The organism is Herbaspirillum sp. meg3, assembly GCF_002257565.1.
In the GTDB taxonomy this organism is placed as follows: Bacteria; Pseudomonadota; Gammaproteobacteria; order Burkholderiales; family Burkholderiaceae_D; genus Herbaspirillum.
Genome location: NZ_CP022736.1, coordinates 4243713 through 4265334 on the forward strand (window position 1 = coordinate 4243713; position 21622 = coordinate 4265334).

General features: G+C 56.4%; 18 protein-coding genes. 10 read left to right on the forward strand and 8 right to left on the reverse strand.

Going from position 1 to position 21622, the window contains the following annotated elements; translation table 11 throughout:
• Window positions 1–83: 83 nt before the first annotated feature.
• The gene (locus tag hmeg3_RS19075) at window positions 84–956 is read left to right on the forward strand and encodes a hypothetical protein (protein WP_094565128.1); all 873 of its coding nucleotides are present in this window, start codon (window positions 84–86) and stop codon (window positions 954–956) included.
• 27 nt (window positions 957–983) lie between these two features.
• Here hmeg3_RS19075 and hmeg3_RS19080 read toward each other — a convergent pair whose 3' ends face one another.
• The 6 genes from hmeg3_RS19080 to hmeg3_RS19105 form a co-directional block, all read right to left on the reverse strand.
• Window positions 984–1823: a hypothetical protein gene (locus hmeg3_RS19080; RefSeq protein WP_094565129.1), complete on the reverse strand. Its 840-nt coding sequence runs from the start codon at window positions 1821–1823 to the stop codon at window positions 984–986.
• 212 nt (window positions 1824–2035) lie between these two features.
• Window positions 2036–2740: a hypothetical protein gene (locus hmeg3_RS19085; RefSeq protein WP_157739306.1), complete on the reverse strand. Its 705-nt coding sequence runs from the start codon at window positions 2738–2740 to the stop codon at window positions 2036–2038.
• A 205-nt stretch (window positions 2741–2945) separates the two neighbouring features.
• The gene (locus tag hmeg3_RS19090; protein ID WP_050477540.1) at window positions 2946–4088 is read right to left on the reverse strand and encodes an ABC transporter ATP-binding protein; all 1143 of its coding nucleotides are present in this window, start codon (window positions 4086–4088) and stop codon (window positions 2946–2948) included.
• Between the two features lie 36 nt (window positions 4089–4124).
• Window positions 4125–5024, reverse strand: coding sequence for a carbohydrate ABC transporter permease (locus tag hmeg3_RS19095; protein WP_094565131.1), 900 nt, complete (start codon window positions 5022–5024; stop codon window positions 4125–4127).
• Window positions 5014–5976 carry a carbohydrate ABC transporter permease gene (locus tag hmeg3_RS19100; RefSeq protein ID WP_094565132.1) on the reverse strand — a complete coding sequence of 321 codons (963 nt, stop codon included), beginning with the start codon at window positions 5974–5976 and terminating at the stop codon, window positions 5014–5016. The genes hmeg3_RS19095 and hmeg3_RS19100 overlap by 11 nt, the downstream gene beginning before the upstream one ends.
• Window positions 5977–6164: 188 nt before the next feature.
• Window positions 6165–7418 carry an ABC transporter substrate-binding protein gene (locus tag hmeg3_RS19105; RefSeq protein WP_094565133.1) on the reverse strand — a complete coding sequence of 418 codons (1254 nt, stop codon included), beginning with the start codon at window positions 7416–7418 and terminating at the stop codon, window positions 6165–6167.
• 262 nt (window positions 7419–7680) lie between these two features.
• On the opposite strand from hmeg3_RS19105, the gene zwf reads away from it, so the two are divergent.
• Window positions 7681–9156 (forward strand): glucose-6-phosphate dehydrogenase, encoded by a 1476-nt coding sequence (gene zwf / locus hmeg3_RS19110; protein ID WP_094565134.1) that lies wholly within the window; start codon window positions 7681–7683, stop codon window positions 9154–9156.
• A 221-nt stretch (window positions 9157–9377) separates the two neighbouring features.
• On the forward strand, window positions 9378–11288 hold the full coding sequence (locus hmeg3_RS19115; protein WP_369828896.1) for a glucokinase: 1911 nt from the start codon (window positions 9378–9380) through the stop codon (window positions 11286–11288).
• Between the two features lie 157 nt (window positions 11289–11445).
• Here hmeg3_RS19115 and hmeg3_RS19120 read toward each other — a convergent pair whose 3' ends face one another.
• Window positions 11446–12369 carry a LysR family transcriptional regulator gene (locus hmeg3_RS19120; protein ID WP_094565136.1) on the reverse strand — a complete coding sequence of 308 codons (924 nt, stop codon included), beginning with the start codon at window positions 12367–12369 and terminating at the stop codon, window positions 11446–11448.
• Window positions 12370–12585: 216 nt separating this feature from the next.
• Between hmeg3_RS19120 and hmeg3_RS19125 the strand changes: the two genes are divergently transcribed.
• The 7 genes from hmeg3_RS19125 to hmeg3_RS19155 all read left to right on the forward strand — a co-directional run bounded on the left by hmeg3_RS19125 (window position 12586) and on the right by hmeg3_RS19155 (window position 19809).
• Window positions 12586–13701: a porin gene (locus hmeg3_RS19125; RefSeq protein WP_198361892.1), complete on the forward strand. Its 1116-nt coding sequence runs from the start codon at window positions 12586–12588 to the stop codon at window positions 13699–13701.
• A 103-nt stretch (window positions 13702–13804) separates the two neighbouring features.
• On the forward strand, window positions 13805–14824 hold the full coding sequence (locus hmeg3_RS19130) for an ABC transporter substrate-binding protein (RefSeq protein WP_094566455.1): 1020 nt from the start codon (window positions 13805–13807) through the stop codon (window positions 14822–14824).
• Between the two features lie 101 nt (window positions 14825–14925).
• Window positions 14926–15786, forward strand: a complete 861-nt coding sequence (locus tag hmeg3_RS19135) for an ABC transporter permease (protein ID WP_094565137.1) — start codon at window positions 14926–14928, stop codon at window positions 15784–15786.
• The gene (locus hmeg3_RS19140; RefSeq protein WP_094565138.1) at window positions 15783–16562 is read left to right on the forward strand and encodes an ABC transporter permease; all 780 of its coding nucleotides are present in this window, start codon (window positions 15783–15785) and stop codon (window positions 16560–16562) included. The genes hmeg3_RS19135 and hmeg3_RS19140 overlap by 4 nt, the downstream gene beginning before the upstream one ends.
• Window positions 16563–16576: 14 nt before the next feature.
• Entirely contained in the window at window positions 16577–17593 is a 1017-nt protein-coding gene (locus hmeg3_RS19145) for an ABC transporter ATP-binding protein (RefSeq protein ID WP_094565139.1), read from the forward strand.
• A gap of 61 nt (window positions 17594–17654) precedes the next feature.
• The gene (locus hmeg3_RS19150) at window positions 17655–18623 is read left to right on the forward strand and encodes a nucleoside hydrolase (RefSeq protein WP_094565140.1); all 969 of its coding nucleotides are present in this window, start codon (window positions 17655–17657) and stop codon (window positions 18621–18623) included.
• A 118-nt stretch (window positions 18624–18741) separates the two neighbouring features.
• Window positions 18742–19809, forward strand: coding sequence for an adenosine deaminase (locus tag hmeg3_RS19155; RefSeq protein WP_094565141.1), 1068 nt, complete (start codon window positions 18742–18744; stop codon window positions 19807–19809).
• A 270-nt stretch (window positions 19810–20079) separates the two neighbouring features.
• Here hmeg3_RS19155 and hmeg3_RS19160 read toward each other — a convergent pair whose 3' ends face one another.
• On the reverse strand, window positions 20080–21186 hold the full coding sequence (locus tag hmeg3_RS19160) for a porin (protein WP_094565142.1): 1107 nt from the start codon (window positions 21184–21186) through the stop codon (window positions 20080–20082).
• Window positions 21187–21622: the final 436 nt, after the last annotated feature.

Here is a 21622-nt window from a genome sequence, read left to right on the forward strand (position 1 = left end):
ACCTGTAGGGCATTTCTTTGCTACGGTATGACCATTGCCTATTCGCCTCGCTTTGGGGCAATGGCGACCTTTTAGGGCTGCACATGCTTATCTATTTGGATCACTGCTACCTCGTCAATTTACAACGCGGATTTAACGAACCTTTGTACCGCGCGGAATGGGAAATTGCTCAGTCACTGAATGCCGCTGGCCATCGGTTTGTGGTGTCGGCTTGGAATATGGTGGAATTGGCAAAAGCGGCCCGAATTGATAGGCGACAAGAGACCGCGACAATAGTCCGAAACATGATGCCGCTATACCTGAGCAATAACAATTTTATCAAGAGTCAGGAGCTGCAATTATTTTTGAATCGACGGACTCAATGGCCTTTTATGATTTCCCCCGAGGTTCAGCCCTTTAATGAAACCGTGTCGCAAATGTGGAGCACATACAACGCCGGTCCGGCGCTGATTGGAGAGATATTCGGTGAGTATGTTGAGCACCTTGCGGCAGACCGACACGACCTCGGCATAGTACTAAGAGAGTTTGGCGATTCGCCAAACCTTATTCGAAGTGCTCGGGTAGCTGCTGGTAAGGGATTAATTGCCGAACCCGAGCCGGTTATTAACGCGGAATGGATATTTGGTTTATTGCCTGAGCGTGACCGGGCTCAGGCATGGATACCAGAACCCACCAGACGCGCAGCCACAGAATTTGTATTACTTATCATGGCAGACTTATTCCGTGAATGCCCCACGATTTATGCCGACGAGCTTCGTTTTAGGCGCGCCATTTTTACGAATCGCCACATTCATGAGAACGACGGTGCCGATACTCAGCATGTCATCGGAGCACTTGCATACTGCGATCACTTTGTGACCAATGATCGTGCACTTCGGGATTTTATTGTCGACAATCAACCCAAGGGACACTTTCCTTGTTCTCCCGTGGAAATGCTGAGTCAAATAAACCTCTGAGGGCTGAAACGCCTGAATTGCTGCCCCCTATGCCCCATACTTCAGAGCTGATGCAATTGGCGGGGGAAGAGGGCGTAAATTTTCTTCAAGGTGGCGAGTATTTTTGTAGCCTCTGTGCTTCAGTGGCGTCATTTCGTGGAGGTAAGCATCGGCCGCCGAAGCGAGCAGGTTACTAGCTTCGATGTATTCTCGTTCGTCATTTTGGATATGCTCAACAACAGCAATTAGAAAGTCCATTACGGAGTGATAGGTCTTCAGCCCAATGATTTCCACCTCATTTTTATTTTTTCGTTCTTCATCTGAGGCCGTCGCCAATTTTGTTTGGCGCTCCAGCACAGCTTCATTGTAGAGCCCGTGAACATCAATGAGATGCTGATAAATCCTCTCCAGATGTTGGAGTTTTTGGAAAGCTTCTTTTCCTTCTGGAGCGTGAAGTAAGAAATGAATGGATAATAGGTTGATGCCATTCTTTGGTAAAAATGTCGCTATCTGTGGCTTTACGTAAGCCACCAACGGCGCGTCGGTAATTCCGTCCGAGGCAAATCCCTCAGCTGCATCAGCTAGCATGTCGCGAAAAACTACTCTCACGTTTAAAAAATCTTCGAGCATTGAGCCGATTGCGTATGACGCGCCATAGATGGCTGTTCGTTCTTGGTCTTTCTTTCGCTGCTTGTGAACATAGTCATTGACATAGAACGCAATCCCAGCGCCGATAGCGGGCCCTACAATCAATTTAATGAAGTCCCAAGAGTCCCTCCAGAATTCGCTGGGCAGATTTTCTTTGATCGAAGAAATTGTTATCAGCGTCGCAGCGAAAATCCATGCGACCGCAAGCAATTTAATGATCAGTTCTGTTTTACCTTTCATGCTCTCCCTCCCCTTGATGAATTATTCCAACCCAATTTTACCGGGAGCGAATGATGAAGGGCACCCAGCGGGCGGGCCTTCTACTCTGTGGGCATAACTTACTTCCCCTTTCTGCCGCAAACAGAAATCAGCAAGATGGGAGTGGACGTATACATCGCAAATTTTCTGAACGACCGCTCTTGCCGATAGCGGACATCACAAACTCCTATCGCTCATTCGTCAGTTGATTGAGTCCTTCCGCCTCCATATTTAAATTTCCGCAGAGGTTCCTCGAGCCAATTGGACAGCACGCGAACTTGTTCAGCCGCATGGCGGAATGCGTGAGCTGATACATGTAGGGCTGGACCACCAAATCCGAAGGGGTCGTTTTCGATGTTCGAGCGCGGCCAATACATGTCGTTGGGGTCGGTAAACAGCGGCACAGGGAATTTTGTTAGCGTAGATTTATTGTGCCGAATTGCTTCGGAGGTAAGAGATCCTGCGTGCCCATCTAAATTGCGCGCTAAGATAATCTGCTCAATAACATCGATATCGGCGGCGCAATTCACCAAATCCAGACCGGTGACCTCGGCGAAACATGCCACGTAGCCACGAACAAAACTTCGTTTGAATAGTTCGGGTGCTGCTTCTCGGCACGCCTGCGGATTCTTCCAAAGCAATTTGCTCCAAGTCTCGAAATAAATTTTCAACGTATTTGAGAGATTGGAAATTGCACTGCGGCCGATCAAGTCTAGCGAGTAACTTTGCTGCAACCATTCGTCCAGAAACTGAGGCTCCCCATCCTCAGCATAAACAGGCTCGAATGGTGGTTCCTCTTTTTCAATTTTTCCCATTGTCTCTACGAAGCGGCTACTAGCTTCTTCGTAAAATTGAACGATTGCATCAACGCGTCTCTTGAGGAAATAGTCGACATCCATAGTATTACCTCCTTCACGAGTACCCACTTCTGGCCGGTAGCAGTCATTGCCCTTCAATTGAAACGCAACTCTATCAAATTCAAGCAACATCCCGAATTCAAATTTTTCCTACACATGCAAAACGTATCCACGAGTCAACCATAAAAAAGGCCCTGCGACATCGCTGTCGCAGGGCCTTTTTTAATCCATTGCAGGATAAGACGGATCAAGCAATCCGCTGCTCCGAAGCCGGATCAAACAACAGCGCCTTGGTCAGATCAAACGCCAGCTTCAGCGGCTCATTCGGCAATGCCCCTGCGCGCGGATGCGTGCGGCAAGTCACCGGTGCGTCGTTGAAGCGCGCCACCACCAGCGTGTCCGGGCCGGTTGGCTCGGTCAGTTCGACCGTGCAGTCGACTTCGGTCGGGCGATAGCTGCCGGTGGTGCTAAGTGGATCTCCATTGCGCGCACTCATGGCGTCGGTGACGTGTTCCGGACGGATACCGAGGACGATGTCGCGGCCTACCCATTTTGCTACTGCATCGGTATGGCCGTTCAATGGCAAGGTCAGCAAGGTCTTGCGACCGCCGTGGTCGAGCTCGAATGCCGGGGCGGAGCCGTCGGTGGTGAGTTTGCCGCGCAGGAAGTTCATCGACGGCGAGCCGATGAAGCCGGCCACGAACAGGTTGCTCGGTGAGTCGTAGATCTCTTGCGGGCTGCCGAACTGCTGAACCACGCCGTCCTTCATGACGGCGATGCGATCGCCCAGGGTCATCGCTTCGATCTGGTCGTGCGTGACGTAGACGATGGTGCTGCCCAGACGCTGGTGCATACGCTTGATTTCGGCGCGCATTTCGACGCGCAGTTTGGCGTCCAGATTCGACAGTGGCTCGTCGAAGAGGAATAGCGAGGGATCGCGTGCAATCGCACGGCCCATTGCGACACGTTGACGCTGGCCGCCGGACAGCAGCGCCGGTTTGCGATCCAGCAGATGGGTGATTTGCAGGATGTTGGCGACGCGCTCGACGATTTCCTTTTGTTCAGCTTTGGGGATCTTGCGGATGCCGAGGCCGAAGGAAATATTTTCCCGCACGGTCATGGTCGGGTACAGCGCATACGACTGGAACACCATGGCGATGTCGCGTTCTTTCGGAGCGACGTTGTTGACGACGCGGTCACCGATCATGATCTCGCCTTCGGAGACGGTCTCCAGACCGGCGATCATGTTGAGCAGTGTCGACTTGCCGCAGCCGGAGCCGCCGACCAGGATCAGGAACTGGCCATCTTCGATTTCCAGATCGATGCCCTTGAGGACTTCGTTACCGTTCGGGTAGACCTTGCGTACGTTGCGAATTGATAAGCTTGCCATTCTCTTACTTCTCCATGAATTCTTGTCTTGAACTGCTTAACCCTTGACGGCGCCTGCTGTCAGGCCGCGGACAAAGTATTTACCAGCGAGGATATACACCAGCAGCGTCGGCAGCGCCGCGATGATCGCGGCCGCCATGTTGACGTTGTACTCCGTCACGCCGGTCGAGGTGTTGACCAGATTGTTCAGCGCCACGGTCACCGGTTTTGCATCCGAGCCGCCGAATACGACGCCGAACAGGAAGTCGTTCCAGATCTGCGTGAACTGCCAGATGAAGCAGACCATAAAAATCGGCAGCGACAGCGGGAAGATGATCTTGCGGTAGGTCAGGAAAAATCCAGCGCCGTCGATGCGCGCCGCCTTGACCAGCTCTTCCGGCACGGTCACGTAGTAGTTGCGGAAGAACAGCGTGGTGAACGCGATGCCGTAGACGATGTGCACGAAGATCAGGCCCGGCGTGGTGTTGGCCATGTCGAACATGCCCAGCAAGCGCGCCATCGGCAGAATCACCACCTGGAACGGAATAAAGCAACCGACCATGAGCGCTGCGAACAGTGCTTCTGATCCACGGAAGCGCCAGTGCGCCAACACGTAGCCGTTGAGAGAGCCGATCAGGGTTGAAATCAACACGGCCGGAATCGTCATCTTGATCGAGTTCCAGAAGAACGGCGCGAGGCCGCCGCAGTCGACGCCGGTGCAGGCGCTGTCCCAGGCTTTGCCCCAGGCCGCGGTGGTCGGCGACATCGGCAGCGCCAGCAGATTGCTGGAGCGGATTTCGTCGAGCGACTTCAGCGAGGTGGTGATCATCACGTACAGCGGTGCGAGGTAGTACAGGCCGACCAGCACCAGCAGGATATAGATCAGCACGCGGCCGACGGTCAGCGGCTTGCGCTCCTGGTTCGGGCCCCCTTTGGGAGCGAAGGTATCAACGGCCATTGCGGGTTCCTTTCGTTTCCAGATACATCAAAGGCACCAGCACGGCCAGCACGGTCGCCAACATCATCACGGCGGAAGCGGCGCCAAGGCCTAACTGTCCACGCGTGAAAGAGAACTGATACATGAAGATCGCCGGCAAGTCCGTCGAGGTACCGGGGCCGCCTGCAGTCAGCGCCATGACCAGGTCGAAGCTCTTGATCGCAATGTGACCGAGCACTAGCAACACGCTGAAGAACACCGGGCGCAGCGCCGGGATGACGATGCGGCGATAGATGGTCGGCAAGCTCGCACCGTCAACCATCGCCGCCTTGATGATGGAGTCGTCGATACCGCGCAAACCGGCCAGAAACAGCGCCATCACAAACCCCGACGACTGCCACACACCGGCAATGACGACGGTGTAGATCGCCATGTCGGAGTTGACCAGCCAGTCGAAGGAGAAGTTGGCGAAGCCCCAGTCGTGCATCATTTTTTCCAGGCCGAGGCCGGGATTGAGAATCCACTTCCAGGCAGCGCCGGTCACGATGAAGGACAGCGCCATCGGATACAGGTAGATGGCGCGCAAGGCGCCTTCTGCGCGGATCTTCTGATCCAGCAGGATCGCCATGAACAGGCCGATGGCCAGGCACAGCAGGATGAACAGGCCGCCGAAGATACCCAGGTTGCTGGCAGCGGTCCACCAGCGGTCGAGCGCGAACAACCGGGTGTATTGATCGAAGCCGGCGAATTCGTAGTTGGGCATCAGGCGCGAATTGGTCAGCGACAGATAGCCGGTGAGTGCGATGAAGCCGTAGACAAACACCAGCGACAAAATGATGGTCGGTGATAAGACCAGGCGCGGCAGCCAGTTGTCGGCGAACGCGGCGAATTTTCCACTGCGGCCATTTCTACGCGCGGGCTTGCCCGCTGCGTTCGAACCAGTCGACGACAGGGAAACTGTTGAGTTGGACATGCATGTCTCCTGAACCCGGGGAAAGTATCGCGAAACCGGCTGGACAATCTTGCCGGCCTTTCACGATGATGGGCGCCTGACCGCTGCGCCCGCCCCGTAAATACCCTGTTCCGCAAACACGCCGGAGCGTGCTGCGGAACAGGCCTTATTACACTGCTTCTAATTACTTTCTAATTACTTCTTATTGCTTACTGAGTTTTAGCTGCTTTGGCCAGCGCTTGCACGGCAGCTTGCGAAGTCATGTTGGAGTTCATGAACTTGGCAATCACGTCAAACATCGCGCCTTGCGCTGCCGAGCTGACAGCCATACCGTGGGCCATGCTTGGCTCCAGGGTATTGGCTTTGCTCGATGCGGCAAAATCATCCATCGACTTGGTGGCGCAGCTGTCGAACTTGCCGCGTGGGATATCGGGACGGACAGGGATCGAACCCTTGTTCAGGTTGAAGACTTCCTGGAACTCGGGGCTCATGATGGCGGTTGCCAAGGTCAGCTGCGCTTTTTGCGAATCAGGATTCTTGACCTTGAACATGGCGATCGAGTCGATGTTGAAGGTGTAGGACTTCTCGGTGCCTGGTGCTGCGACGCACAGATAGTCCTTGCCTGGTTGCTTGCCGGCGGTAGTGAATTCGCCCTTGGCCCAGTCGCCCATGAATTGCATGCCGGCCTTACCGTTGATGACCATGGCGGTTGCCAGGTTCCAGTCACGGCCTGCGGAATCCTTGTCGATGTAGGTCTTGATCTTGCCCAGTGTGTCGAAAGTCTTGACCATGTTGGCGCTGGTCAGGGCTGTCTGATCCAGTTTCACCAGAGCCTTCTGATAGAAGTCTGCACCGCCGACGCCCAGGGCGACGGTTTCAAACACGGTGGCGTCCTGCCATGGCTGACCGCCATGGGCAACGGCGACGAAACCGGCCTTCTTGATCTTTTCAGCAGCGTCAAAGAATTCATCCCAGGTTGTCGGGGTCTTGGCGCCGGCTTTCTTCAGCACTTCCGGATTGATCCACAGCCAGTTGACACGGTGCACGTTGACCGGTGCTGCGACATAGTGGCCTTGGTATTTCATCACGCTGGAGACCGACTTCGGCAGCAGAGAATCCCACTTGCCGGCGGTTGCGGCAGAGTCAATGTTTGCCAGCACGCCTTCCTGGCCCCATTCCTGAATGGCAGGGCCCTTGATCTGGGCTGCTGTCGGAGGGCTGCCGGCGATGACGCGCGCCTTCAGGGCTGTCGTTGCGTTCTCACCCGCGCCGCCTGCAACGGCGAAATCTTTCCAGGTTACGCCCTTGGCTTCCATGATTTTTTTCAGTTCAGCAACCGATTTTGCTTCACCGCCGGAGGTCCAGTAATGCAGCACTTCCACTTCCGCGGCATACGCTACGGTGGAAGCTGCGATCAGGCTGGTGGCGATCAGACTTTTTTTAATGGCGTGCTTCAACATCATTTTTTATCTCCTGTGTTTTAAAAATTGCCGGCGAATTGCATCGCGGCAAGGTCAGCGTTCCCGGGGGAGAGAACTTGCTACTGGTTGGCGGTGCCTTGTGGACACTCTTTGCCGCATAACTTACTAGCTCACTTTACTTAAACTACAAAAAACGCCTCAATAAAATTTAATTATTAGGGCGAACTCCCGTCGCTCGCTTGTAATTGTAGTAATGCTACAGTAACATTGCAATATAAGTTTTGTTTAATTACATAGAAAATACATGCACGTCATTCAAGAAGAAGCGACTTTGTTCAATTTCGTCCTGTTTGGAGCGACAGGCGATCTGGCGATGCGCAAGATCATTCCGGCGCTGTTCTCCGCGCATCTTGACGGCAAATTGCATCAAGACGGTCGTATCATTTGCGTTTCTAACCAGCAGTTGAGCCAGGACGCCTATCTTGACTGGGCGCAGACCCAGGCCGGCGCACATGTGAGCGAAGGTATTGCTGGTGAGAATGCGAAAAAGTGGCAAAGTTTTCTCGCAAGAATTGCCTACGTCGTGCTCGACGCCAACAATGCCGCTGACTACACCCTGCTCGGCCAGCAGCTCAATACAGAAGCCGTCACGGTGTTTTATCTGGCAACGTCGCCGAAACTGTTTGAACCGATCTGCAACCATCTGGCCGCGAGCAGTATTTCTCTCGACAATGCCCGCGTCGTGCTGGAAAAGCCGCTGGGTCATGACCTGCAGTCCTCGCGCGCGATCAACGACGCCGTGGCGCGCGTGTTCGCGGAAGACCAGATTTATCGCATCGATCACTATTTAGGTAAGGAGTCGGTCCAGAACCTGCTGGCCCTGCGCTTTGCCAACAGCCTGTTTGAACCGCTGTGGAGACGCGAGTCGATCGAGCATGTGCAACTGACCATCGCCGAGCAGCTTGGGGTGGAAGGCCGCGGCGAGTTTTACGACGGCACCGGCGCCTTGCGCGATATGGTGCAAAACCATTTGCTGCAGCTGCTGTGCATGGTGGCGATGGAACCTCCGACCTCGCTTGATGCCAATGCTATACGGGATGAAAAAGTCCGCGTGCTGCGCGCCCTGAAACCGTTCAGCCGCGACGACCTGGAGTCGCACGCCGTGCGCGGCCAATACGCCGCCGGTGCCGTACGCAGCCAGCCGGTCGTCGGCTATCACCAGGAAGCCGGCATCCCGACGCAATCCAAGACGGAGAGCTTCATTGCTCTGCATGCCGAAATCAATAACTGGCGCTGGGCCGGCGTGCCGTTTTTCTTGCGCACCGGCAAACGCCTCGCGGAACGCACGGCGGAAATCGTGATTACTTTCCGTCCGATTCCGCACGCGATCATGCCGATGCCGAGCGGCATCCCGACCAGCAACCGCCTGGTGATCCGCTTGCAGCCGGAAGAATCAATACAGTTGCATTGCTTCGCCAAAGAACCTGGCGACGGCATGGCGATCCAGCCGGTGGCGCTGGATCTGGCCTTTGATCAGGCGTTCAAGCAAAAGCGAGCCGATGCCTATGAGCGTCTGCTGCTGGATGTGATCCGCGGGAATCTTTCGTTGTTTGTGCGGCGCGATGAGCAAGAAGCCGCCTGGCGCTGGGTCGAGCCGCTGCTGAACCACTGGCAGAGCACCTCGGCCGCGCCGAAATCGTATTTAGCTGGAAGTTGGGGACCCAGTGCATCGTCGGCAATGATGTCGCGCGCCGGCGCACACTGGCCAGAAGACCGGTGATCAAATTGATAAAGCCATAACGCACCAAATGGCACAATCGTGCCGGTTTGACGTTACTGCTTTACCAAAACGGATTTGCGCAAAGCGAGCTACACTACGCCACTGCGATCTGCATACCGTTCAGAATCACCGATAACGCATAACCGTTTTTATTCGGAAAGTTTTACTACATGTCTTCAGCATCGCTCATACATGGCAGTTACAATTCGTCGAACACCTTCATGGATGGTCCGCGCTTGTTGGCTGATATCGGCGGCACCAATGCCCGTTTCGCACTGGAACGTGCGCCCGGGCAAATAGACACCATTCAGACGCTGCGCTGCGCCGATTACCCTGAGTTTTCGCAAGCCGTCAAAGCCTATCTGGCGACCAATGAACACCCCGCGATTCATCACGCGGCTATCGCCATCGCCAATCCGGTGCAGGGTGATCAGATCAAGATGACGAATCACCATTGGGCGTTTTCGATTGAAGAGACGCGCAAGCTGCTCGGTCTCGATACGCTGCTGGTGGTCAATGACTTCACCGCGCTGTCGATGGCACTGCCGCATCTGGAACAGTCACACTGCATACAGGTCGGCGGCGGACATGGACTGGAAGGCGGCGTGATCGGCCTGGTCGGCGCCGGCACCGGCCTGGGCGTTGGCGGCCTGATCCCGAGCGAAGGCCGCTGGATTGCGCTGGGCAGCGAAGGTGGTCACGTCTCGTTCTCGCCTGCCGATGAAAAAGAAGCGGCGATCCTGCAATATTGCTGGCGCACTTATAAGCACGTCTCGGCTGAACGCCTGATCTCCGGCCCCGGCCTGGAAATGATTTACAGCGCGCTGTGCGAGATCAACAAGATCAAGAACGCCGAAGAGCTAGCAGCGCCGCAAATCGTCGACCGCGCACTGAACCAGAAAGATGCGCTGTGCCTGGAAGTGGTCGATTGCTTCTGCGGCATGCTCGGCACGCTGGCGTCCAACGTCGCCGTCACATTGGGCACATTGGGTGGTATCTATATTGGCGGCGGCGTGGTGCCGCATCTGGGCGATTACTTTGCGCGCTCGGCCTTCCGCGCCCGTTTTGAAAGCAAAGGGCGTTTCGACGCCTACATGCAAAAGATTCCGACCTATGTCATCACAGCGCCCTACCCGGCTTTCGTCGGGGTTGCCGCGATTCTCGCCGAGCGTCTGGGCGGCGGCAATGCCGTGCCTTTCCTGGAGCGCATCCGCAAGGCGCGCTCGCAATTTTCGCCGGCGGAAGAACGCGTCGCCAGCCTGATTCTGGCGCACCCACGCGCCGTCATGAGCGAACCGATCTCGGAAATCGCCCGCCGCGCCAACGTCAGCCAGCCGACCGTGATCCGCTTCTGCCGCACCATGGGCTGCCAGGGTCTGGCCGACTTCAAACTGAAACTCGCCTCTGGCGTCACCGGCACCGTGCCGGTCGCGCATAGCCAGGTGCACGTGGGCGACTCGCCACTGGACGTCGGCGTCAAGGTGGTCGACAACACTATCGCGGCGATGATGGAAGTGCGCGACAGCCTCAACGCCGATACCCTGAGCAAGGTCATCGAAGTACTGAGCCACGCCACCCGTGTGGAGTTCTATGGTTTCGGCAGCTGCGGCCTGGTGGCCGAAGACGCGCAACAGAAGTTCTTCCGCCTCGGCATTCCATCGACTGCCTACACCGACCCGCAATTGCAGGAAGTGTCGGCATCGCTGTTGAAGAATACCGACGTCGCCGTGATCATCTCCAACTCCGGCCGCCTGCGCCATCTGGCGACCACGGTCGAAGTCGCGGTCAACTCCGGCGCGACCATCATCGCGCTGGCGCCAAGCAATTCGCAGCTGGCCAAGCGCGCCGACTTTACGCTGGCAGTCGAACACGACGAAGGCAGCATGATGCACATTCCGATGGTGTCGCGCATTCTGCTGCTCTTGCTGGTCGACGTACTGGCAGTGGGTGTGTCGCTGAACCGCTCCAGCCCGTTCGCCGAGCTGCAGCGCCAGGCCAAGCGCGGCATCCTCGCTCACATCGCCTCCACGCATGACGTGATCGGCGACAAGGTGTCGGCGGCAGGTGAGCACACTGACGAGCGCCACGGTGAAGAAAGCGGCAAACCCAATCTGATCTCGCATACCAAATAAGCAAGTAAGCGAGAACGTCAGTTAATCAGCTCATCAGTTAAGCGGCGGAGACAAAGAAGGCACGCAACGTACACAAGCCTTCTGTATAAAAAATAACCGGCAAGACCTTCGGGGCTTGCCGGTTTTTCTTTGTACGCTTCTTATATAGAGCAGCAACTCAGAACCAGTGATTCGCCTGCTTCAGATCGTCGCGCAACTCACGGAAGCAGTGATCGGTCCATTCGCTGCGGCTGACTTCATTACGCCGCATCAGCACGATCTTGCGCTTGAGTGTGGGAAAGCGCAGCGGTGCGACGTGCAGCGTATCGTCGCGCAGGTAGCTGGTGTACAGGCTAGGCATGATGCCGATGGCAATGCCGGAACGCACCACGCCGTACAACGACTCGCTGTGCACGACGTGATAGCGCTTGGACGATGACAAACCATGCTGCAGCAAGGCCGCGGAGGCGAACTCCCACACGCTGCCCTGGGTGAACAAGACAATTTCCTCACCCGCCATCTGACGCCAGTGCACTTCCTTGGAGCCGGCCAAAGGATGCTCGCGCGACACGATCAGCACCAACTCATCCTCGAACAAGGTCACGGTATCGAGCGACGCCGAATCCGGATCAGGCGGTTTGATGCCGACGCAAAAATCCAGCTTGCCGGTATGCAGCGCCGCCAGCAGTGCGTCATTGGGCATATCCGACAACATGATTTCCACATGCTCGTCGTGGGCCGCGTTGTAGCGCGCGATCACGGCGGCGGTCAGCGTGACGGCAGAAGGAATGGCGCCGATACGGATGCGATGGCGCCCGGTCCCGATCACGTGCTGGATATCGTTGAAGGTATTGGCGGCCGTATTGAGCAGATGTTTGGCGTATTCCAGCACCACCGCGCCCTGTGCAGTCAGGCCGATCTGGTGCGTGGTGCGGTCGAACAATTTGGTGCCGAGCTGGTTCTCCAACTGCTTGATGGAGGCGCTGAGCGCCGGCTGTGTGACGGATAGCTCTTCCGCCGCCCGGCTAAAACTGTTGGTAGAAGCCAACGTTGCCAGCGCTTGAAGATGGCGCAGAGTAACCTTGTTATTGAGCTTGATCATGGCAATGGCCCGCTTTCGCCCGCCCCGTAAGCACTACATGCCGAATACCTAGCAGAAGCGCACAAGATGGTTATAAGTTAAATTTATGAAATTATAAAAATAAACAAATTATATTATTTATCCAATTATCATATTCTGCATCCCGGTGGCATAACGCCTAAAACGTATTTTTTATTTTCTCGGGCTCTGCGCCCGATTTCCGGGGGGATGGTGATGATGAAGCAATGGGTGATCGGCACAATGGCAATTCCGGCATTGTTGGCAGGTGCGCAAGCACAAGCGCAAAGCAAGGTGGAAATTTATGGTTTGATCTCCGGCGGCATCGGCTATCTGAGCAATCAGGGCGGCCCGCACAATCTGGAAGCCCTGAGCGGCACCAACCAGAATCCACGCATCGGCTTCCGCGGTCAGGAAGACCTGGGCGGCGGCTCGAAAGCCATCTTCAATCTGGAAAACGGCTTCAACATGATGACCGGCGGCACAGCGCAAAACGGCCGCCTGTTCGGTCGCCTGTCCTATGTCGGCCTGAGCAACAACGACCTCGGCACGCTGACGCTGGGCCGCCAGTACGAAGCAGTCAAGGACTACCTCGGCCCGGTGGTGATCGCCAGTAACGGTGTCCACATCGGCGATAACGACAACGGCTACAACAACCTGCGCGCACAGAATTCGGTCAAGTACATCAGCCCGACCTTCAACAATTTCAACGTCACCGCGCTGTACGGCTTCGGCGAAGTGGCGGGCGATACCAGCATCAACCGCGTCATGAGCATCGGTTCCGGCTACAAGAGCGAGCGTTTCAAATGGGCTGTTGCCTACACCCAGATGGATACACCCAACAGCGCCCAGAGCCCTGACGGTGCGATGTCCAACGACTACGCCAGCTCGCTGCTGCTGTTCAACAAGAGCGCCGTCCACAGCACTGCGGGCGTACAGAAGCAACGCATCCTCGGCACCGGCGGCTTTTACACTGTGGGCAATACCGATTTCGGCATGATGTACAGCAACGTCAAGTATGACTACCTGGACAACACCAAGCTGACGCTGCAAAACCTGGACTTGAACCTCGTCCATCACATGACGCCGGCGCTGAATCTGGGCGCGTCCTACTTCTATACCGTCGGCAAGTACGACACCATCAACACCAATCCGAAGTGGCATCAGGTCAACTTCCAGGCGGATTACTTCCTGTCCAAGCGCACTGACGTAGCGATCACCTACAGCTACCAGATCGCTGCCGGCGACGCCAAGAACGCCACTATCTTCGGCTTCCCATCGTCCAGCGACAAGCACCAAGGTGTTCTGATGCTGGGCATGCGTCACGTATTCTAAATTGTCGTACCAGGCCTGTCTTCCCATGGACAGGCCTAAAATAGGCATCGCATCTGATTATGTCTAAAGGAAATCTATTTTGAAAAAAGCAAGTTTGGCGGGCATGCTTGCCCTTCTCGGTACGGGCCTGCTCACCCTGGCAGTCTCCCCAGCCCATGCCGAGAAACGGACGCTGGTATTGTCCGCCTACCCGATCGCACAGCCGCTGTTCAACAAGTACGTGTATGCGCCGTTCAAGGAAAAATGCGGCTGTGAAATCGTGGTGGAAACCGGCAACAACGCCGACCGTATCGCCAAGCTGGATGCACGTCGCGACAATCCGGTGGTCGATCTGGTGTTGTTGTCGGACTTCGGCATGCTGGAAGCCTCGCGCAAAGGCTTGATCCAGCCGCTCGACTACAGCAAGCTCAAGAACTACAGCCAGATCTATCCGTTCGCACGCAACCCTATCGGCGGCAACTACGCGGTTGGTTACACCATTTATTCCGTCGGTCTGGTGTATCGCACCGACAAGATCAAGTCGCTGACCTCATGGAAAGACCTGTGGCGCGACGACATGAAGGGCCGTATCGCGCTGCCCGACGTCAGCACCACGCAAGGCCCGCTGGCGCTGCAAATGGCTGACATCGCCTGGGGCGGCAAGACGGAAAACTTCAGCACCGGCATGCAAAAGATCCTGGCCATCAAGAACAACGTGGTGACCTTCTCCAAGAACAGCGCGCAGTTGTCTTCGCTGTTTGCACAGGATGAAATCTGGGCCGCACCGGTGGCGCGCTTCACCTGGGCGCAACTGATGAAGACCGGCATGCCGCTGAAATGGAGCATCCCGGCCGAAGGTCAGGCCGCCGGCATGAACGTGATGGGTATCGTCAACAAATCCAAGAACGCCGATCTGGCTTACCAGCTGATGGATTTCTGGCTGTCGAAAGAAGTACAGACCGCACTGGCGATGGAGCTGGTCGACTCGCCTGTGAACACTCAGGTCGTGCTGCCGAAAGACAAGGCCGAGTTCAACACTTATGGCGGCGAGCACATTGCCTCGCTCAAGTTCGTCAAACCCGAAACCTTGCTCAAGCATCGCTCGGCATGGCTGGAGCAATGGAACAAGGGCATCAGTAAATAAGGCCCTGACGGCTTCACTCAACGCCCGGGATCGCAAGACGCCATCCCGGGCTTGCGCATCTGTCATACCAAGCAAGTAGCAAGTAAACGGAGTCGCAACACATGGTTGCACATGATAAAAAACGCTTAGGCATCCTGCTGGTGACGCCGGCCCTGATCTTCACGGTGGTCTGCTTCCTGCTGCCGGTGCTGGCCTTGTTGCTGGACGCCTTCCGTGTCGGTGGTCCGGACAGTGTCGACGGTGCGGCATTGCACTGGGGCGTGGATCGTTTCGTCGCCTTCTTCTCAGAACCGCTCAATCGCCAGGTCTTCATGCGCACCTTGCGCATTGCCGCGCTGGTGACGCTGTTCTCGGCGTTGCTGTCCTATCCGGCGGCACAAGCCATCGTGCGTGTATCGCCGCGCTATCGCGGACTGGTACTGGGCATGATGATTCTGCCGCTGATGGTGTCGCCGATTGCGCGCACCTACGCCTGGATCGTGCTGTTCGGCCGCAACGGTGCGATCAATTCCATCCTGTTGCAGCTGGGCCTGGCCGATGAGCCGCAACGGCTGCTGTTCAGCGAAATGGCGGTCTTCGTCGGTCTGCTGCAATTGCTGCTGCCGCTGATGCTGATGTCACTGGTCAGCTCGATGGAAAATCTCTCGCGCGACATCACGCTGGCCGCCTCGACACTCGGCGCCAATGCCTGGCAGGTATTTACCCGCGTCACGCTGCCCTTGACGCAGGAAGGCCTGATCGTTGGCGGCACGCTGGTGTTCACCGGCTGCGTCACCGCCTATGTCACTCCGGCATTGCTGGGCGGCCCCAAGGTGTTGATGCTGGAAACCCTGCTGTATCAAAAAGTCAGCGTCGAAAGTGATTTCGGCACCGCCAATGTGATCGCGGTCATCCTGGTTGCCATGACGCTCGCCGTCAACGCCGGATTGAAACGCATCTCTTCCAGCCGGAGTTCGACATGAAAGAAGGTTTATTTTCCCGCGCCATCCTGTGGCTGGTTTTTCTGTTCCTGCTGGGACCGTTCATCATCGTCTTTCTGGCGGGTTTCAGCGCCGGCGAAACGCTGGCGTTTCCGCCGACATCCTATTCGCTGCGCTGGATCTTTGAAGTGCTGTCAGCGGAAGAATTTCAGCGCGCATTCCAGACCAGCCTTGAGATCGGCTTGCTGGCGACCGTAGTTGCCTTGCTGCTCGGCGTGCCGGTGGCCTACGCCATGTCGCGCATGCCACCGCCGGGCATGGGCGCGATCAAACAAATTTTGACCTCGCCGCTGATCGTTCCGGCGATGCTGGTGGGGCTGGGTCTGCTGCGTCATTTTGTGCTGCTGGTGGATGCGCCGGTATTCCTCGGCCTGCTGATCGGCCATATCGGCTTGCTCACCCCTTATGCGGTGCGCGTGGTGTACGCCAGCCTGGTCAATCTGCGCGTCGATATCGAAGAAGCTGCGATCACGCTGGGCGCTTCGCGCTCGCAGACCTTTTTCCTGATCGTGTTGCCGAATATCCGCAGCGCCGTCATTGCTGCCTTCTTCCTGGCCTTTGTCACCTCGTTCAACCAGGTGCCGGTGTCGCTGTTCCTGACCGGTCCTGGCATCAGCACCTTGCCGATCGAGATGCTGGGCCATATGGAAAACAGTTTCGATCCTTCGATCGCCGCCCTGTCGACCTTGCTGGTCTTGTTCACCATGGCCTTTGTGCTGGTGACCGAGAAGGTACTGGGCATTTCAAAATACATGTGAGACGCGAGAGCACGATGAGTTATCTTGAACTGCGCCAACTGGCGCTGGGTTACGGCAAAAGCAACGCCGCCGTGGAAAAGCTGGATCTGTCGGTCGAACAAGGCGAACTGATTTCGCTGCTTGGCCCAAGCGGTTGCGGCAAGACCACCACCATGCGCGCCATCGCCGGCCTGATCGATCTGCGCGCCGGCAACATCACGCTGGACGGCCGCGACATCGGCCGTCTGCCGCCCAACAAGCGCAACATCGGCATGGTATTCCAGTCCTATGCCTTGTTCCCGCATCTGAACGTGTTCGACAACGTCGCCTTCGGCCTGCGCCTGCGCAAGGTCGACGACAAGACGCTGCGCGCGAAGGTGGAAAAAGTCATTGCCGCCGTCGGCCTGGCCGGTTTCGAAGCACGCTTGCCGGCCCAGATGTCGGGCGGCCAGCAGCAGCGCGTTGCCCTGGCGCGCGCCATCGTCATCGAACCCAAACTGCTGTTGCTGGACGAACCGCTATCCAATCTTGACGCCAAGCTGCGCGTGCAGATGCGCGCAGAATTGCGCCGCATCCAGCGCGAGCTCGGCATTACCATGCTGTATGTCACCCACGATCAGGAAGAAGCACTGGCGCTGTCGGATCGTATCGTCGTGATGAAGGCCGGCAAGATTGAACAAATGGATGCGCCCGAGAATCTGTTCCGCCAGCCGCGTACACGTTTCGTCGCCAACTTCATGGGCTTTGAAAACATCTTCAACTATCGCGACGGCAATCTGCAAGGCAACGGCCAGCAGCTTCCATTCAACGCGACCGTGCCTGCCGGCACCGCCTGCATCGGCTGGCGCCCGGAGCGCGTGATCGTCGGCATCGGCACCTACAGCGGCACCGTCTTGTCGCGCGGCTTTCTGGGCGATGCGGTGGAATATCTGTTGAAAACCCCGCTCGGCGAGGTCAAAGGTTTTGCCGAAGCGCGCTTTGCGACCTGGCGCGAAGGAGACACTGTCTCGTTCGATCTGCCGTCGGACAGCGCCTTGTTTTTGCCGACCTAAAGCAACAAAAATACAGAACAAGAACAGAGAAGTAAAAAGCACACGCAAGAAAGAACACAACATGCAAAAAATCTGGCTGGATACCGATCCCGGCTTCGACGACTGGCTCGCGATGCTGATGCTGTCGGCCAATCTCGACGTGCAATGGCTGGGCGTCTCCGTCGTGGCCGGCAACGCACCGCTGGCGACCACCTACGACAATGCCTTGCGCATCAAGAAGCACTATCACCTCGACGTGCCCGTCTATCCCGGCTGCGATGCGCCGCTGGCAGGTGCGCAGGAAACCGCACAATGCATCCTCGGCACCGAGGGCATGGCAACCACCGGCGAGCCTTTGCCGACCGTCGACATCCGCCAGTCGGAAGCAGAACAGGAAGCGCGCGAGCAGCGCAGCCCGCTGCCACATGCCGTCGATGCGCTGATTGAAGCGATACGCAAACATCCGGGCGAGCTGACGCTGATGTGCATCGCGCCGATGACCAATATCGCCACCGCCTTGCGACGCGCACCGGATATCGCTGCGCAAATCAAAGAAATCATCCTCATGGGCGGTTCAGCCGACCAGGGCAATCACACTGCGGCCGCAGAATTCAACATCTTTGCCGATCCGGAAGCAGCCGATATCGTCTTCAATGCCGGTATTCCTCTGCGCATGTTCGGCCTGAATTTGTGCCGCCAGCTGCTGGTGACATCGGCCGAAGTGCAGCAAGTACGCGCACTCGGCACGCCGCGCGCCAAATGGCTGGCGGGATACTTCGAGGCCTATCTGCGCATTCGCAGCGCAGATGGTTCGGTGCCGATGCCGATGTATGACCCGGCGGTGGCGATCTACCTGCGCCGGCCGGAGCTGTTTTCCTTCAAGCCTGCGCGCGTGGATATTGAAGTGCAAGGCCGTCTCACACGCGGCATGACGGTATGCGAATTCCGCGTGCCGCGCCGTGCAGAGGCCAATACCGAAGTCGCCATGACCGTCGACGGCCCGCGTGCCATGGAATGCATGATGCAGGAATTGCTGGGCACGCTGTCATAGCGCACATTCCACAACAGAAAACAGCAGCAGAACAGAATGGATTCAGGTTTTATGAAAGCAGTTGATTCATCCGTCATCGCCACGCCCTCCGTGATTTTTGCCATTCAGGGAGCGCAGCATGCATAGCAACGATGCAGCGCCGCTGAGCCTGGAACAATTCGTGCGCGCCATGCCGAAGATGGAATTGCATTGCCATCTGTTCGGTGCGGTGCGCAGACAAACCTTCATCGACTTGTCGGAGAAATCAGGCAATCGCGTGTCGCGCGAAGAAATCGATGCCTTCTACACCCGCGGCGAAAAGCCGGTCGGCGTGCTGCGCGTATTGCGCGCGCTGGATGCGCATCTGATTCAAGGCCCGACCGACCTGCATCGCATCACCTACGAATATCTGGAAGACCTGCACAGCCACGGCGTGCTCTATACCGAATTTTTCTGGAACCCGACCGGCACGGTGCGTGTGTCCGGTATCAGCTACGCTTCGGCGCAGGCAGCGATCGTGCTGGCGATTCGCGAAGCGCAACGCGACTTCGGCGTGATCGGCCGCCTGATCCCCAGCATCGATCGCGAAGCCGATCCGATGGAAGCCGTCGCCATGGTGCGATGGATGGCTGAACATCGCCAGCCGGAAGTCATCGGTATCGGCATGGATTATCGTGAGAACGATCGCCCGCCGGAGTTGTTCCTGCAGGCTTATCGCGATGCGCGGGCTTTCGGCTTCAGAACAACCGCGCACGCCGGCGAATTCGGCATGCCCTGGGTCAACGTGCAAACCGCGATCGAGCAACTGAAGGTTGATCGTATCGATCATGGCTACACCATCGTTGATAATCCGGCGTACATGCAAGAATGCATCGCCAAAGACATGATCTTCACCGTGGTGCCGACCAACTCCTACTACTTGCGCACCCTGCCGCCAGAGCGCTGGGCGCAGGATCATCCGATTCGCGCCATGGTCAATGCCGGCGTGCGCGTACATCCCAACACGGATGATCCGACGCTGCATCTGGTCACGCCGACGCGGGCCTGGCTGATGATGACGGAATTCGGTTTTGGCGTGGATGACATGCGCAACTTCATGCTCAACGGTCTCGATGCTGCCTGGATCAGCGACGATCAGCGCAAGCACTGGCGCAACGAGTGGACGGCATCTTTCGATGCGCTCCGCAACAGGCTCGCTATAGACTGACTGCGCAATAACAATAACGAGAGTGACATGACGAAATTGCAGCGGGCATAAAAAAGCCCGCTCAACATCGAACGGGCCAAGAGGGGGAGTTCCTCAGGATGTCACTACACCTACGACTACTCTGCGTTACGTGTGCCGCCCGACTAAAGTACAGCACGTTTGCTGCAGACCCGCGCAGGATGCCCCTGCCGCGACTATTAACGACAGAATCATGCCCGCGTGGACGGTGCCGGGGTCACAGGACCCCGGGCTTGTCTTACGTCAGAACAATTAGAACGAGTGGCTGATACCAGTGTAGAACGCGTTCTGGTTTTGCCCCTTGATACCGCCAGTGCCATACTCGACCGCGAAGTCGGAGTTGGCGCCGTTACGAACGGTACCGACGGTCGCGTACAGCAGAGTGCGCTTGGACAGGCTGTAGTTGCCGCCGATGACGAACAGGTTCGCCTTGCCAACGCCAGCGTTGACGTTCACGTGGTAGGCCGCGCCGATCAGTGTCAGAGCAGGTGTGATCTGGTAGTTCGCGCCCAGCCAGAAGTGGTTGGCACGATCCGGATTGCCGGCCAGTGCAGCTGGCGCACGCAGGTTTTCATAACCGGCGAACAGTTTCAACTTGTCGATGGTCACGGTGCCGCCCAGTGTCAACTCTTTCGAGTTGTTGTACAGGTCGTCGTATGTGCCGTTCGAGTCACGTTGCACGTCATAGATCGCGCGCAGTTCGTAGTTTGGTTGCACAAACGCCAGCGAGATGCCGTCGCGGCTGCCGTTGTTATTGTTGGTGCCGTCGGCTTTCAATTGGCCCTTGGTGAACGAACCTGCGACCTCACCGAAGCCATGCATCACGGTTGCTGTGAAGCCGCCGAAATTCGGTGTTTCATAGCTGACCATGTTGCTCGTTTGCGGCCAATTGCGTTGCTTGACCAGCGTCGCTGTACTCAAAGCCTGTTGGCCGGTTGGATCGAGTGCCCAGATCGGATCGCTTTGCAATGCCAGATCCTTACCCATTTTCAGGGTACCGGCAGCGCCGCTCAAACCGACGAAGGAACGACGTGTCCACAGACCGCTGCCGCCGTTGACGTTACCTGTAGAAGCGTCAAAACCGCTTTCCAGTGTAAACAGTGCCTTCAGACCGCCGCCCAGATCTTCATTACCCTTGAAGCCGAACATGCTGGTGCCCCATTCGTTGCCGTCAACACCCCATTTGCTGCCACGGCTGCCGTTAGCGCCTGCCTGGTTGCTTTGGTAGTTGATGCCGGCATCAATACGACCGTAAATAGTCACATTGGTCTGCGCCTGAACGGCAGCGGATGCGCATGCCAGAACGGCTGCAACAGCGAGTGGCTTCGCAATGAATGCGACTTTTGAAGCTTTTTTCATTTCATCTCCTAAATTTGCTTGTGGGACTTCCACTATTTTTCGAGCATTGCACCCGAATTCTTTTTTATGGGCATTGTTTCCGTACGACCATGTGACGGTCTGCACTTCTTTTTGCCTCTCTACATTTTATGTAGTTTTACTAAAAATTTTATTTAATTCTACACATTAGAATTTTTATTTTCATCACTTTTTTACCTCAACTACAGTATTTCATTAGATTTAATGCGAATTACAACACTCTTTTCCTATGACCGCTAATAATATGTGTACTAATGTTACAAGTAGCTTTGCTACTTAAGCTTAGTTTTAAAACTACATTTCGGCATGTTGAAAAGTTGACAGGCGGAATGAAAGCTTGCTGTCAGGAATGGATTTACCAGAAAAACCAAGATGCGGCGCTGTGATCCCAAAAACTCAGATCACCTACCCATAAGAA